Here is a 14546-nt window from a genome sequence, read left to right as displayed (position 1 = left end):
AAAACTCTCTATGTCTAGATTTATCATTATTCCCACCTTTTTGCAACTATCATACCATAGTTGCTATACAAACATTTTCTCACATTTGACAGTTAATCAAACGTTTATTTAAATAATTTCTAATTTAAACAAACGTTTGATTAACTCAGAAAAAACACCCAAATATGGGTGCTTTCTCTGGCTAACCTTTCAAATCTAATCAATTTTATTTAGCGTTTATTGATTTCTTCTAACAAGATTTTATTAACAAGTGGTGGGTTCGCTTGTCCTTTTGTTGCCTTCATAATTTGACCAACTAAGAAGCCAATTGCACGGTCTTTACCGTTTTTGAAATCTTCAATAGATTGTTCATTATTATCAAGAATTTCAGTTACAACTTTACGAAGTGTACCTTCATCAGAAATTTGAACAAGACCTTTCGCTTTAACGATTTCTTCTGGGTCTCCACCTTTTTCAATTAATTCGTTAAATACTTTCTTCGCGATTTTAGAAGAAATTGTACCTTTTTCAATTAATTGAACCATTTTAGATAGACCAGCAGGCGTTAACGCTACGTCTTTTAATTCTTTTTGTTGTTTGTTTAAGTATGCAAGTACTTCACCCATTAACCAGTTTGATGTTAACTTCGCGTCTGCACCATCTGCGATTGTTGCTTCAAAGAAATCAGACATCTCTTTTGTTAATGTTAATACGTGTGCATCATAAGCTGGTAAACCAAGTTCTGCAACGTAACGTACTTTACGAGCATCTGGAAGTTCTGGAATAGAAGCACGAACGCGTTCTTTCCACTCATCATCAATGTAAAGTTCCACTAAATCTGGCTCTGGGAAGTAACGGTAATCGTCAGATCCTTCTTTGACACGCATTAAAATTGTTTTCTTCGTTGCTTCATCATAACGACGTGTTTCTTGTTGGATGATGCCACCAGATAATAATTCTTTTTCTTGGCGCACTTGCTCATGCTCAAGTCCTTTTTGTACATAAGTGAAAGAGTTTAAGTTTTTCAGTTCTGCTTTTGTACCAAACTTCTCTTGTCCAACTGGACGAAGGGAAATATTCGCATCACAACGTAGAGAACCTTCCTCCATCTTACAATCAGATACGCCAGTGTATTGAATGATTGATTTTAACTTCTCTAAGTATGCGTATGCTTCTTCTGGTGTACGCATATCTGGCTCAGACACGATTTCGATTAAAGGCATACCTTGACGGTTATAGTCTACTAATGAACCGTCAGTTGTATGTGTTGATTTACCAGCATCTTCTTCTAAATGAAGACGTGTAATACCGATACGTTTCTTTTTACCGTCTACTTCGATTTCAATCCAACCATTTTCTCCAATTGGCTTATCAAATTGAGAGATTTGGTAAGCTTTCGGATTATCTGGATAGAAATAGTTTTTACGGTCGAACTTTGTTTCCGTTGCGATTTCACAATTTAATGCCATTGCAGCTTTCATTGCAAAATTAACTGCTTCTTTATTTAAAGTAGGAAGTACCCCCGGGTATCCTAAGTCAATTACACTTGTTTGTGTATTTGGCTCCGCTCCGAATTCTGTTGGACTCGCAGAGAAAATTTTCGAATTTGTTTTTAACTCAACGTGAACCTCTAAACCAATAATTGTTTCTAAATTCATCTATGCTCGCCTCCTTACAGACTTGCTTTTTTTGTATGATAGTCTGTTGCTTGCTCAAACGCATGTGCAACGCGGTAAATTGTCGCTTCATCGAAGTGTTTACCAATGATTTGTAAACCAAGTGGCATGTTGTTAGCACCGAATCCACATGGAACAGAAATTGCTGGAACACCCGCTAAGTTTACTGGGATTGTTAAAATGTCGTTTGCATACATTGTCATTGGATCATCAACTTTTTCGCCTACTTTAAATGCCGGAGTTGGCGTTGTTGGTCCAATAATAACATCATAGTTAGCAAATACATTTTCAAAATCGTTCTTAATTAATGTACGTACTTGTTGAGCTTTTTTGTAATATGCATCATAGTAACCAGAGCTAAGAGCAAATGTACCAAGCATAATACGACGTTTTACTTCATCACCGAAACCTTCGCTACGTGTGTTTTTGTAAAGATCTAATAAATTATTTACATTATCAGAACGAACACCGTAACGTACGCCATCGAAGCGTGAAAGGTTAGCAGATGCTTCAGAAGAAGATAATAAGTAATACGTTGCTAGAGCGTATTTAGAGTGTGGAAGAGATACTTCTTCCCAAGTTGCGCCCATACCTTCTAATACTTTTAAAGCAGCTAGTACTGACTCACGTGCTTCTTCGCCAACACCTTCGCCTAAGTATTCTTTCGGTACAGCAATGCGTAACCCTTTAACATCGCCTGTTAAACCAGCTAAATAGTTCCCAACTTCAACATTTGCAGAAGTTGCATCCATACGGTCAATACCTGAAATCGCTTGTAATAAGTATGCATTGTCTTCTACTGTACGTGTAATTGGCCCGATTTGGTCAAGTGAAGATGCGAATGCAACTAAACCATAACGAGATACGCGTCCGTAAGTTGGTTTTAAACCTACAACACCGCAATATGCAGCTGGCTGACGGATAGAACCACCCGTATCAGAGCCTAGAGAGAATAATACTTCTCCTGCTGCTACTGCCGCTGCAGAACCACCACTAGATCCACCTGGAACGTAATCTAAGTTCCATGGATTTTTCGTAGCATAGAAACCTGAGTTTTCATTTGAAGAACCCATTGCGAACTCGTCCATATTTAATTTACCGATTGTAACTGTGTCAGCAGCTTTTAGCTTTTGCACAACTGTCGCATCATAAATTGGATCAAAGTTTGCTAATATTTTGCTCGCACAAGTTGTACGAAGTCCGTTAGTTACAATGTTATCTTTTACACCGATAGGCATACCGAATAATAAACCATTATCTTCAGCACCAATCTTTGCATCTAATTCTTTCGCTTTCGCACGTGCATTCTCTTCATCTAATGTAAGAAAAGCTTTTACGTTATCTTCAACATCCGCAATACGTTTGTAAGATTCTTCTACTAAATCCGTAACGGAAATTTCTTTGTTGTTTAACTTCTTATGTAACTCTGATACAGAATGATCAAATAATGACATCGAAATTCCCCTCCTCTATTCTAATACTGCTGGAACACGGATTTGGTTATCTTTGTGATCCGGTGCATTTTTTAATACTTCTTCTACTGGTAAACCTTTTTCTGGTACATCTTCACGCATAACATTTTTCATAGTTAATACGTGAGTTGTTGGTTTTACATCTGTTGTATCTAATTCATTTAACTGTTCTGCAAATGTAACAATTGCATCGAGTTGTTTTTGAAATTTTTCTGCTTCTTGATCTGTAATTGCAAGGCGTGCTAAATGCGCTACATGCTTTACATTTTCAACGGAAATTCTTGACACGGCTAGGCCACCTCCATAATATATCGTTCAATCTACAATACTATTGATGATACCAAATTTTCAGTACTTCAAGCAAGTCAACACACGACACTTACAGCATTTTTACATAAAAAAAGAAAGGCTTTTGCCTTTCACCATACATCACTCTTTATCTAACGGTTTATTTTTCGGAAATCGTTCGTTATCTTCCTCATTATCACGAATTGTTTTTTGCAGTACAAAACATGACATCGTTAAAAATAATGTACCTATTAAATAGTAGCCTTTTACGCTAAGCGTTTCATCTAATGTGTAGATACCTATTAACATGCCAGAAAGCGCACAAACAAATGAAGTCCATGCTAAAAATGTGAACGCCTGGGTATTTCTCCTTCTCATTGTTCTCCCCCTTGCTAGCGATCTATCCATTATAGATAAGTATATTACTTATTATGAATTTTTATGTAAATTCAAATTTAAAAACGAACATCAAATCATTCTGTTCAAATGGGAGAGAGCATCCGGCCATGCATAGAAGCAGTTAGTTCCCTTTTTCGCCCCAGGCCGTGTGAAAACAAAAGAGGGAATAAGTGGATATTTTCTTGTTAGCTTTATGTCTATAATAGATAAGTATATTACTAATATGAGATTTCTTTTTCATTTAGTCTGAAAAAACAGGCAATAATCATTTGACTTTTATTTACAACGCGCATAAAATAAAAATAATATTACGAATCTCGAAATATACGGGAGTGGAAATAATTGTTGCAATACGAACATTTTTTAGACTTACTGCTAGATAACGCCAAGAAGCTTTTCTATCCTGAAGAATGGGTCAGCCTTGATTTATCGCTTTCTAAAACGGAAATATTTTGCCTGTTATGGATGGAGCGAAATACGGATATTACAATGACAAAGATCACCGAACTTCTTGATATTCCCATGAGTACGACGACAGGTGTCGTGAATCGACTTGTGAAAAAAGGATATATTGAGCGCTACCGGAATGAAAATGATCGACGCATTGTACTGATTCGTTTAACCGAAACTGGCATACAACTCGTTCAAGAAGTGAAACAAAATGCAGCTCATTACTTTAACCTTGTGACAGAAGCATTATCAGAAGAAGAGAAAGCATTCTTACTACAAATCTTCCAAAAGATTATGAACCACATTGCTACGTCACAACAAAAACAAGTCGAAAAGCTTCCTACACCTAAGATGAAAAACATCCCGATCGAATAAAGCCCTTTATGGGTTTTTGTTCAAATAAATATTTCGACAATCGTAATATTCGACTATCGAAACAAAGGGGAAATAAATATGAGAATTATTTTGTATACAGGTAAAGGCGGCGTAGGAAAAACTAGCATTTCAGCAGCAACAGCACTTCAAAGTGCAAAACAAGGGTTAAAAACATTAGTAATGAGTACCGATCCAGCTCATAGCTTAGGAGATTCATTCGGCATAAAATTATCTTCTGAACCAAAAGAACTTCGTGAGAATTTATGGGCGCAAGAGATCAATACCATTTATGAAATGGAAAAAGGCTGGGGAAAATTACAAAAGTATATTACTTTGCTGTTCACATCAAAAGCGGCTGACGATATTACAACTGAAGAATTAACAATGTTTCCTGGTATGGAAGACTTAATTAGTTTGCTGCGTGTACTTGATTACTATAAACAAAACACATATGATGTCATCATTATTGACTGCGCACCGACTGGAGAAACTTTAGCTATGCTCAGCTTTCCTGATATGCTCGGTTGGTGGATGGAAAAACTCTTTCCTATTAAAAGAAAGGTTTTAAAAGTTGTCCGTCCTGTTGCACAACCGCTCCTCGGCGTCCCACTCCCTACTGATGATATTATGGATGAATTAACGAATACACTTGAACAACTAGGAGAAATGCGAGATATTTTATCGAATCGAGAAGTAACGAGTATTCGCGTTGTTGTCAATCCAGAAAAAATGGTTATTAAAGAAGCGCAGCGTAGTTTCACCTATTTGAATTTATATGATTATAACGTCGATGCGATCATGATTAACCGTGTCATCCCTAATACTGTTACTGACTCCTACTTTCAAGCATGGAAGGATGCGCAAAAGAAATATAAAGCACTTATCCAAGATAGCTTTCAACCACTTCCTATTTATGAAGCTCCCATGTTTGAACAAGAAGTAGTTGGCTTACCTATGCTAGAGCGTGTGGGAGATACTTTATTCAAAGATGATGTAGAACCGACTGCTGTAAAGTTCAATGGGCGTACACAATATGTAAAGAAAGATGGGGATGAATATATTTTTGTTCTCTCTATTCCATTCTCAGATAAAAATGACCTCTCATTGAATCAAAAAGGTGATGAACTCATCATCCGTGCAGGCTCTGTTAAACGAAACATTACGTTGCCGAAAACGTTAACACACTTATCCGTTCAAGGTGCTAAGTTTGAAGGGGATGTATTAAATATTCGCTTTGGAGGTGTGGTTCATGCGTGAGGAATTATTAAGAGAAATGATTCAAACAAAACTAAAAGTTGGCATGTATATCATAAATGAATTACCTACTCCAATTCAGCAGTCTGCAAGAAAAGTGCTAAATATTTTACAAGAAGAGCTTTCTTCTTGTATGCAAGAAACAACCCATTCTACAACTAGTAACTTAAAGAACATTACGATTGAATAAAGTAAAACTTTATTCAGTGGGGCTTGCTTCATCCCCCCACTGAATATCAGCCTGCACCAATCGGGCTTTTATAGGCAGTTTATCCCCCGCCTACCTTCCTCGTTTCTCTCTGAATCTTGAGGTAGGGGTCTTACTGCCCGTTAATGCGGGATAAATAAAAAGGCCAGGAAAACTCCTGGCCTTTTTTACCTAACAGACATTAAATTTATATGTTATACAGAATTGGAAGGTACAAAATTAGGGTATCGTCTGTTAGATATAGTATATGTTGAACGAGTTAACAGCGGAGGGGTTCCTACTGTTACTTCGTTAAACGCGATATTACTTTGCGATTTTTTCAAGTTTCAATATGCTGCGACAGTTTGAAACAGAACCTTGAGAGCAAATAAAAAATGCCCTCCTCCTTATCCATAATAAAAATAAGAAGAAGAGCACTTATATACTCATTCATATCTTCTCATCTTCCAAGCCTCTAAAGAGCTTGCTGGAATTAGCACGGTATTTTAAAACCCGTTGCTGAGGTATCATAGGGCCAGCCCCTCCACCTCTCTGGATAAGAGTGTATCGAATCAATTGTCATTTAATTAATTCCTATTATATAACTCCGAAAAGTCGGAGTCAATGAAAAAGTTAGAAAATAATATTTTTTATTGTTTATAAGAGATATAAAAAGGAAAATATCCCCCCCTAACTGAATAACATTACATGAATACAACATAAAAATGGAGGTCAATAGATTATATGAAAACAGCTCTTTTACTCGTTGACATTCAAAATGATTATTTTCCAAATGGAAATATGGAATTACGCAACGCATTAGAAGCAAGTGCATATGCTAGTCAGCTACTACAACATTTTAGAATGAAAAAAGAACCTATTTTTCATATCCAACATGTAGCTATAAAAGATGATGCTACTTTTTTCCTACCCAATACAGAGGGTGTCCATATTCACGAAAATGTCCGTCCGCTTAGAGATGAAGCTGTTATACTCAAACACTATCCAAATAGTTTCCGAGAAACTGACCTTCTAGAACAGTTACAACATTCAGAAATCGAGCACGTCATAATATGCGGGATGATGACTCATATGTGTATTGATGCGACAGTACGGGCTGCCTTTGATTTTGGCTTCCATTGTACTGTTATACATGATGCTTGTGCTACAAGAGATCTTTCATTTAAAAATGCTACTATACCTGCTGTTTATATTCACAATACAATTTTAGCAAGTTTGAATGACGTATATGCAGGTGTCATGAGCACAGAAGAGTTTTTAAGAAACTCCATTTGAAATAAAAAATCATGTCTTCATCTGCTGAAGACATGATTTTTATACCGTTATCTCTATGCTACTGTAACTTGAAATCTCCCGAACTTGTTTTCACTTTCACTTTATTTTCGCCCGTCCCTTTTACTCCAATTAATTTTCTCTTTGTTTTTTCTTCATATAATAAGCCATTAATATTTAAATCCGCTTTACCAGAACTTCCTTCAAAATCTACTCTCAACGACTTAGGAGGTGTATTAAATTTCATACGTACATCACCACTTGATGTATTACATTCCACCTCGCCTTGCAAACTCTCATCATTATATTCAATATCACCTGATGATGTTGTAAATACTACTCCTTTAGCACGCAAACTATCTACACTAATTTTCCCGCTACTGGTTTCCAATTTCGCTATTTCAACTTCACTTTTATCTGTCTCAATTGCTCCGCTAGACGTTTCAACCGTTAATTTCCCATTTATCTTCGCATGTAATAATGATACATCCCCAGAAGAAGTTTTTAATTCGGCTGTCTTTGTTTCAATTCCTTTTGCCACAAAATCTCCTGATGATGTGGTTACTTTTACATTTTCATATGATTTTTGGGGGACTTTCACCTGTAACTTGACTTCTGCAGTAGTCCCAATTCCCAAACCAATAGAATCCCGATTTTTACTGAATTTAACATTCAATCTATTACTTTCTTCCTTTACTTCAAATTTATATTTATCTACTAGCTCTTTGCTTATATCTCCATCCAGTAACACTTCGATATCTTTTGAATCAACTGCAACAATTTCAACATCTGCTGCAGAAGTCTTTATTTCAATTTCATCGATTTTTTCAACAGCCACCGTTTCTTTTTTATGAATTTCAGTTTTATTAAAAGCTACACCGAAAACAGTCATTGCTCCAACACCAATGCTCCCAATAACTAACAACGATAATGCGATAAGAGCAAGCTTTTTCATAAAATAACACTTCCTTCGTCGTATTTCTTTCTATAAAATCGTTAAAAGTTAAATTCCATACATCCCTGTTCATATAACTTTTATTATTCAGTACTATATATTATACAGTACCGTTCGATTGCTAATTATTTTCCTCCCAATCTTTCATGTTTCATTTTATCATTTCCCATAATTTTCTACAATATTTTTTCTGAAAAATACAAAAACACTACTTTCAGCGAGCAAACCGAAAGTAGTGTCCTCTTGTCTAACCATAGATTTTCTTTCAAATTGTATTATACAGGAAATTCAAAAAAATAATACAGAATAATATGACGAATGGATTATTTTTTCTGTTGGTTTTGTTTCTTTTCATCTTTAAAGCAATTTTCCCATCAATATCTTTCTTATATAAAAAAGACCTTCCCGTGACAGGAAGGTCTTCTCATCTACCTCTTATAAAGTTTCAGAAGTAGTTTTTCCTTGCATGTGAAGTGCGATATAGTCAGGTCCACCAGCTTTAGAGTCTGTACCAGACATGTTAAAGCCACCGAATGGTTGGTAACCTACGATTGCACCCGTACATCCACGGTTGAAGTATAAGTTACCAACGTGGAAGTCTTCACGTGCTTTTTCGATATGTTCACGGTTATTAGAAACAACAGCTCCTGTTAAACCGTATTCTGTATTGTTTGCAATTGCAAGCGCATGATCAAAGTCTTTCGCTTTACAGAATGCTACTACTGGTCCGAAGATTTCTTCTTTCATTAAGCGAGCATCTTCTGCAACGTCAGCAACGATTGTTGGTTGGATGAACCAGCCTTTAGAGTCGTCTCCTTCGCCACCTGCTACGATTTTACCTTCTTCTTTACCAATTGCAACGTAACTCATTACTTTATCGAATGCAGCTTGGTCATTAACAGGACCCATGTTTGTACCTAATTCAGCTGGGTTAGCAACTGTTAATTCTTTTGTTAATTCAACAGCACGATTTAATACGTGATCGTATACATCTTCGTGGATTACTGCGCGAGAACATGCAGAACATTTTTGTCCTGAGAATCCGAATGCTGATGCAACGATAGATTTCGCTGCTAATTCAAGATCTGCTTCTTTATCAACAACGATTGTATCTTTACCGCCCATTTCAGCGATAACACGTTTTAACCAAATTTGGCCTGGATTTACTTTTGCTGCACGCTCATAAATACGAATACCTACATCGCGTGATCCAGTGAAGCTAATGAAACGTGTACGAGGATGATCTACTAGGTAGTCACCAACTTCAGAACCGCTACCTGGAACGAAGTTTACTACGCCAGCTGGTAAACCAGCTTCTTCTAACACTTCCATAAATTTCGCTGCTACTACAGGAGTTGTACTAGCTGGTTTTAGTAATACTGTGTTACCAGAAACTACTGCAGCTGTTGTCATACCTGCCATAATTGCGAATGGGAAGTTCCAAGGAGAAATGATAACACCTACTCCTAATGGAATGTAAGAGAAACGATTATATTCAATTGGACGGCTTTCTACTGGGATACCGTCTTTTAATTTCAACATTTGACGACCATAATACTCCATAAAGTCGATTGCTTCTGCTGTATCAGCATCTGCCTCATTCCATGGTTTACCTGCTTCTTTTACAAGAATAGCAGAGAACTCATGTTTTCTACGACGAACGATTGCTGCAGCGCGGAATAAAATGTCTGCACGCATTTCTGGTTTTGACTTTCTCCAAGTTTGGAATGTTTCATCCGCTACTTGCATTGCTTTTTCAGCTAATTCACGGCTTGCTTTTGAAACGCGACCAACAAGTTCCTCTTTATTTGCAGGGTTTACAGAAACAATTTTCTCTTCTGTAGTGATTTTTTCTCCCCCGATAATTAATGGATAGTCTTGTCCAAGATAAGATTCTACTTTCTTTAAACCTTCTTCAAACGCTAATTTGTTAGCCTCTACTGAAAAATCTGTAAATGGCTCATGTTTGTATGCTACTACCATTTTTTAGCCTCCCCTTAGAAAAACGTTTACATTTTACAACATTATTCTACACGATAATTTAGATTTATTCAAATATTCCTAGACTTATATTTTAAAAATTAATTAATTTTTAAAATATAATAAATAAAAAAAGCTTCATACGTACGTATGAAGCTAAAAAATATGAACATATTCCATAACATTTTTCCCAATCAATAAAACTGTTACCAATAAAAATAAAGTACGAACATATCCAACACCTTTTTGCACAGCAAACTTAGACCCTAAATATGCTCCAATAATCATCGATAATCCCATAATAATACCGTATTCAAAATGAATAATGTCTAAAAATAAAAATGTAATTAAAGATACAATATTACTAACGAAATTCAAAACTTTTCCAGCAGCAGCCGCTCTAATAAAATCCAAACCAATTAATAAAAATGCAAAAATCAAAAAAGATCCTGTCCCCGGTCCGAAAAATCCATCATAAAATCCTATAATTAAAATAACAAAGTAAAATATTAATGTTTTTCCTTTTGTCATCTTTTTATAAGTAGAGACACTTCCCCAATCTTTTTTTACAATAATATAAATTGCAATAAATACCAACATAACCAGTACGAGTGGACGTAAAATATCTGGTGGAATAAATTTTACAACTAATGCTCCCAAAACGGCCCCAATAATAGTTAACGGGATTAACTTTCCAACAATACGAAAATCAACCTTTTTTGAACGAATAAAATAAATCGTACTCGTTAATGACCCCATCGTTGAAGCTAACTTATTTGTTGCAATTGCCGAAGCAGGTGGCAATCCTACAAACATAAGTGCTGGAAGTGAGATAAGCCCTCCTCCCCCAACAACTGAATCAATAAATGCCGCCAAAAAACCAAAAGCAACAAGTAGTACGATAATCTGTAAGCTTAACTCATCCATGTCTTTTCTCCTTACCCCTTTTAGTTCATAACATTAGAAATTATAACAAAATTACAGCAAAAAAAAAGCCGTTCCAAAAAGGAACAGCTTGTTCTTAATCAAAAATTTTCACAAATGGCTCATCTTGCTTCGCTTCACGAATAATAATCGCTTCTGGTCGCTCAACCGATTTAATTGTTACCTGTACTTTCACATAATTCGGGAAGTATTGCATAACTTGTCCCGCAACAAATTGTGTAAACCCGATTACTTCTGCTTTACCGTTAAATTGAACAGGAATGTCAATCTTCATTTCTTTCAATTGATCATCTTTATAGAATCCTGTACCAATAACAGCTGTGTAATCACCTTTGAAATACTCGCCCAATTTCACTTTAAAATTTTCTACGTTTGTATAATCTTCACGCACATCTGTTTTAGCTGCTTCAGAAGGGAACAAGTAATATTTTTCGTTAATTGCTTTCCAATCCCCAATCTTTTCACTACCTTTATCTACTTGCGCATACGATACAAAATTCCCTGGTACAAGTGTCGATTTTGGTCCTTGGCGGTAAATCGCGAATGTAATTGGAACATTTTTCGTATCTGCATTTTTGTGTAACACTTTTAAAATTTCTTCTGCCATTGGCTTTGCTTGTTCTAACATCTCTTGTTCACTAATCTCTGTTTCACGTGGATATCCATGTTCTTCTTCATAATAATGAACTGAGTTCATCGCAAGACCAATCACAATGCCTCCAAGCTCAACTTCATTAGTATTTTTTTTCAAATAATAATCATGCTCTAAAATATTCGAAAGATAGATTGGCGTCTTTTTGTTCCGAACCTCTGCTGATTCTGAACCTTCTTGTAATGCTGGATTCAATCCAATGTTAGGAAACTTCACTGCTTCTTTTTTCAGCTTTTCTTCTAACTCTTTTTGCTCCGCGTCTGTACGCTTTCTCTTTACAAGCATTTGGGATGTTTCTTTATCTAAATATTTACCACCTTGGAATACATAATCCTTCGTACTAAATGACTCTTTTGCAATACGCATTAACCCTGTTTCAAATTCATCGATGTCTAAACGACTATTCAGCCCTTTTACAACTAGACCACGTGCAGAACCTGGATCAAACGGAACTGTCGTTTTATAATACTCATCAGAAATCGAATATTTCGGAACAATCGCTTGTTCCTTTCCGTTACCTGTTTTCTCAACAACTTTTTCTTCTTTTTTCTTATCTGTGCTACATCCGCTTACAAGTAGCCCAAGACTTAATACCGCTAATGCTATTTTTCTCATGGTAAGTTTGCACCTCTTACTTATTCAGCTCTTGTAAGAACCTCTCTTCATTCCAAACCTCAATATTATGTTTCTCTGCTTGTGCTAATTTCGACCCTGCCGCTTCACCAGCAACGACTAAATCTGTACTCTTACTTACACTACCTGTTACTTTTCCACCTAGTTCTTCAATCTTTTTCTTCGCTTCACTTCGCCCCATCACTTCTAGTTTTCCTGTTAGGACAATTGTTTTTCCAGCGAAATAAGATTCAACATTTTGTAAATCTGCTCGTTTTATCCCTTTATAGGTCATGTTAACGCCGTACTCTTTAAATTGCTGTAATAATTCTAACACGTCCTCATTATCGAAGTACGTTACGATTGATTGGGCCATTTTCTCGCCAATTTCATTAATCTCTTTTAATTCTTCTTCTGTTGCTTTCACAAGCAGATCCATTGTTTCAAAATGCTCAGCTAACGTGCGGGCAGCTTTAGCACCAACATGACGAATACCTAATCCAAATAGTAGACGCTCTAGTGAATTTTCTTTAGAAGCTTCAATTGCTTGTACTAATTTAGAAGCTGATTTCTCACCAAAGCGCTCTAGTTGTAACAATTGTTCCTGCGTTAATGGATATAAATCTGCAAATGTCCGAATATAATCTGCTTCGAAAAGCTGTGTAATCACGCGTTCTCCAAGTCCATCAATGTTCATTGCATTTCTTGAGACGAAATGAATGAGCCCTTCACGAATTTGCGCGGGACATGCAGGATTAATACAACGAAGAGCTACCTCTTCTTCTAAACGAACAAGTTCGCTGTCACAAGTTGGACAATGCGTCGGCATATGATACTCTTCTTCTTCGCCAGTACGTTTATCAAAAAGAACGTTGACTACTTCTGGAATAATGTCTCCCGCTTTTTTTACAACAACGTAATCACCAATTCGAATATCTTTTTCACGAATTAAATCCTCGTTATGTAAAGATGCACGGCGGACAATTGTTCCAGCCACTCGAACTGGTTCTAGTTCTGCAGTTGGTGTCACAACACCTGTGCGGCCCACACTCAGTTCAATCCCTGTTAATCTCGTTACAACTTCTTCTGCCGGAAACTTATAGGCAATTGCCCAGCGTGGGCTCTTTGCTGTTGTTCCTAAGCTTTCTTGCAAAGCTACATCATCTACTTTAATTACAATTCCATCAATTTCATAATCAAGATCCGGACGCTTTTCCTGCCATTCTTCTACATACGTAATTACGTCTTCAATTGTTTCACATGTGCGGCGATTTGGATTTGTTTTAAATCCAAGTTCACCTAAAAAGTTCAATGAATCACTATGTGATACAATCGTCTTTTCTTCCACATCAGCAAGACCGTACACAAACATAGACAGATTGCGCTTCGCAGCAATTTTCGGATCTAGTTGACGAATTGATCCTGCTGCTGCGTTACGTGGATTTGCAAAAACCGCTTCACCATTTTGTTCTTTCTCTTCATTCAATTTCACAAATGAACGCTTTGGCATATATGCCTCGCCACGCGCTTCTAATGTTACTTCTTCTTTCAAGCGAAGAGGAATTGCCTTGATTGTTTTTAAATTTTGCGTAATATCCTCACCAGTTACGCCATCACCACGTGTTGCCCCTTGAACGAAGCGTCCTTTTTCATAATGAAGGGAAACAGCAAGACCGTCAATTTTTAGTTCACATATATATCTTACATTTGCACTATCAATTCCTTGACGTACTCTGCGATCAAAATCACGTAAATCTCCTTCATTAAAGGCATTTCCTAAACTTAACATCGGTGACTTATGCGTTACTTTTTCAAATATATCAAGCACTGCTCCGCCAACTCGAACAGTGGGAGAGTCTTCTGTTAAAAATTCTGGGTTCTCTGCTTCTAATTTTATAAGCTCCTGCATATCGCGGTCATACTCCGCATCAGAAACAGAAGGATTGTCTAATACGTGATATTGATAGTTACATGCATTTAGCATATCACGAAGTTCTTCTATACGCTGCTTTGCCTTTTCTTTTGACAT

General features: G+C 36.5%; 13 protein-coding genes and 1 riboswitch. Of the genes, 4 read left to right on the top strand and 9 right to left on the bottom strand.

The window, feature by feature from the left end:
* Positions 1 to 209: 209 nt before the first annotated feature.
* The 4 genes from gatB to CN373_RS20570 all read right to left on the bottom strand — a co-directional run bounded on the left by gatB (position 210) and on the right by CN373_RS20570 (position 3793).
* Positions 210 to 1637 (bottom strand): Asp-tRNA(Asn)/Glu-tRNA(Gln) amidotransferase subunit GatB, encoded by a 1428-nt coding sequence (gatB, locus tag CN373_RS20585; RefSeq protein WP_001047691.1) that lies wholly within the window; start codon positions 1635 to 1637, stop codon positions 210 to 212.
* A 14-nt stretch (positions 1638 to 1651) separates the two neighbouring features.
* Complete coding sequence (gene gatA / locus CN373_RS20580) at positions 1652 to 3109, bottom strand: Asp-tRNA(Asn)/Glu-tRNA(Gln) amidotransferase subunit GatA (protein ID WP_000051437.1); 1458 nt, start codon at positions 3107 to 3109, stop codon at positions 1652 to 1654.
* Between the two features lie 15 nt (positions 3110 to 3124).
* Positions 3125 to 3415, bottom strand: coding sequence for an Asp-tRNA(Asn)/Glu-tRNA(Gln) amidotransferase subunit GatC (gatC, locus tag CN373_RS20575; protein ID WP_000086999.1), 291 nt, complete (start codon positions 3413 to 3415; stop codon positions 3125 to 3127).
* Between the two features lie 141 nt (positions 3416 to 3556).
* Positions 3557 to 3793 (bottom strand): YiaA/YiaB family inner membrane protein, encoded by a 237-nt coding sequence (locus tag CN373_RS20570; protein WP_001254393.1) that lies wholly within the window; start codon positions 3791 to 3793, stop codon positions 3557 to 3559.
* Between the two features lie 363 nt (positions 3794 to 4156).
* Between CN373_RS20570 and CN373_RS20565 the strand changes: the two genes are divergently transcribed.
* The 4 genes from CN373_RS20565 to CN373_RS20550 all read left to right on the top strand — a co-directional run bounded on the left by CN373_RS20565 (position 4157) and on the right by CN373_RS20550 (position 7376).
* Positions 4157 to 4639 carry a MarR family winged helix-turn-helix transcriptional regulator gene (locus CN373_RS20565; RefSeq protein WP_000942459.1) on the top strand — a complete coding sequence of 161 codons (483 nt, stop codon included), beginning with the start codon at positions 4157 to 4159 and terminating at the stop codon, positions 4637 to 4639.
* 78 nt (positions 4640 to 4717) lie between these two features.
* On the top strand, positions 4718 to 5896 hold the full coding sequence (locus CN373_RS20560; protein ID WP_001220272.1) for an ArsA family ATPase: 1179 nt from the start codon (positions 4718 to 4720) through the stop codon (positions 5894 to 5896).
* Entirely contained in the window at positions 5889 to 6083 is a 195-nt protein-coding gene (locus CN373_RS20555; protein WP_001206438.1) for a DUF3926 domain-containing protein, read from the top strand. Before CN373_RS20560 ends, CN373_RS20555 begins: the two co-directional genes overlap by 8 nt.
* A 454-nt stretch (positions 6084 to 6537) precedes the next feature.
* Positions 6538 to 6643, bottom strand: a riboswitch (SAM riboswitch).
* A gap of 181 nt (positions 6644 to 6824) precedes the next feature.
* Positions 6825 to 7376 (top strand): cysteine hydrolase family protein, encoded by a 552-nt coding sequence (locus CN373_RS20550; RefSeq protein WP_098360068.1) that lies wholly within the window; start codon positions 6825 to 6827, stop codon positions 7374 to 7376.
* 58 nt (positions 7377 to 7434) lie between these two features.
* On the opposite strand, the gene CN373_RS20545 is transcribed toward CN373_RS20550, so the two are convergent.
* The 5 genes from CN373_RS20545 to ligA form a co-directional block, all read right to left on the bottom strand.
* On the bottom strand, positions 7435 to 8328 hold the full coding sequence (locus CN373_RS20545; protein ID WP_000731825.1) for a DUF4097 family beta strand repeat-containing protein: 894 nt from the start codon (positions 8326 to 8328) through the stop codon (positions 7435 to 7437).
* A gap of 435 nt (positions 8329 to 8763) precedes the next feature.
* Positions 8764 to 10311 carry an L-glutamate gamma-semialdehyde dehydrogenase gene (pruA, locus tag CN373_RS20540; RefSeq protein WP_000259561.1) on the bottom strand — a complete coding sequence of 516 codons (1548 nt, stop codon included), beginning with the start codon at positions 10309 to 10311 and terminating at the stop codon, positions 8764 to 8766.
* 153 nt (positions 10312 to 10464) lie between these two features.
* Positions 10465 to 11235 (bottom strand): TSUP family transporter, encoded by a 771-nt coding sequence (locus CN373_RS20535; RefSeq protein ID WP_000343980.1) that lies wholly within the window; start codon positions 11233 to 11235, stop codon positions 10465 to 10467.
* A 94-nt stretch (positions 11236 to 11329) separates the two neighbouring features.
* Positions 11330 to 12520 carry a CamS family sex pheromone protein gene (locus CN373_RS20530; protein WP_001225668.1) on the bottom strand — a complete coding sequence of 397 codons (1191 nt, stop codon included), beginning with the start codon at positions 12518 to 12520 and terminating at the stop codon, positions 11330 to 11332.
* Positions 12521 to 12536: 16 nt separating this feature from the next.
* Positions 12537 to 14546, bottom strand: a complete 2010-nt coding sequence (gene ligA / locus CN373_RS20525; RefSeq protein ID WP_000031616.1) for an NAD-dependent DNA ligase LigA — start codon at positions 14544 to 14546, stop codon at positions 12537 to 12539.

It is taken from the genome of Bacillus cereus (assembly GCF_002561295.1).
In the GTDB taxonomy this organism is placed as follows: Bacteria; Bacillota; Bacilli; order Bacillales; family Bacillaceae_G; genus Bacillus_A; species Bacillus_A cereus_S.
The sequence above is the reverse complement of the archived record's forward strand: the minus strand, read 5'-3'. Positions and strand labels throughout refer to the sequence as shown.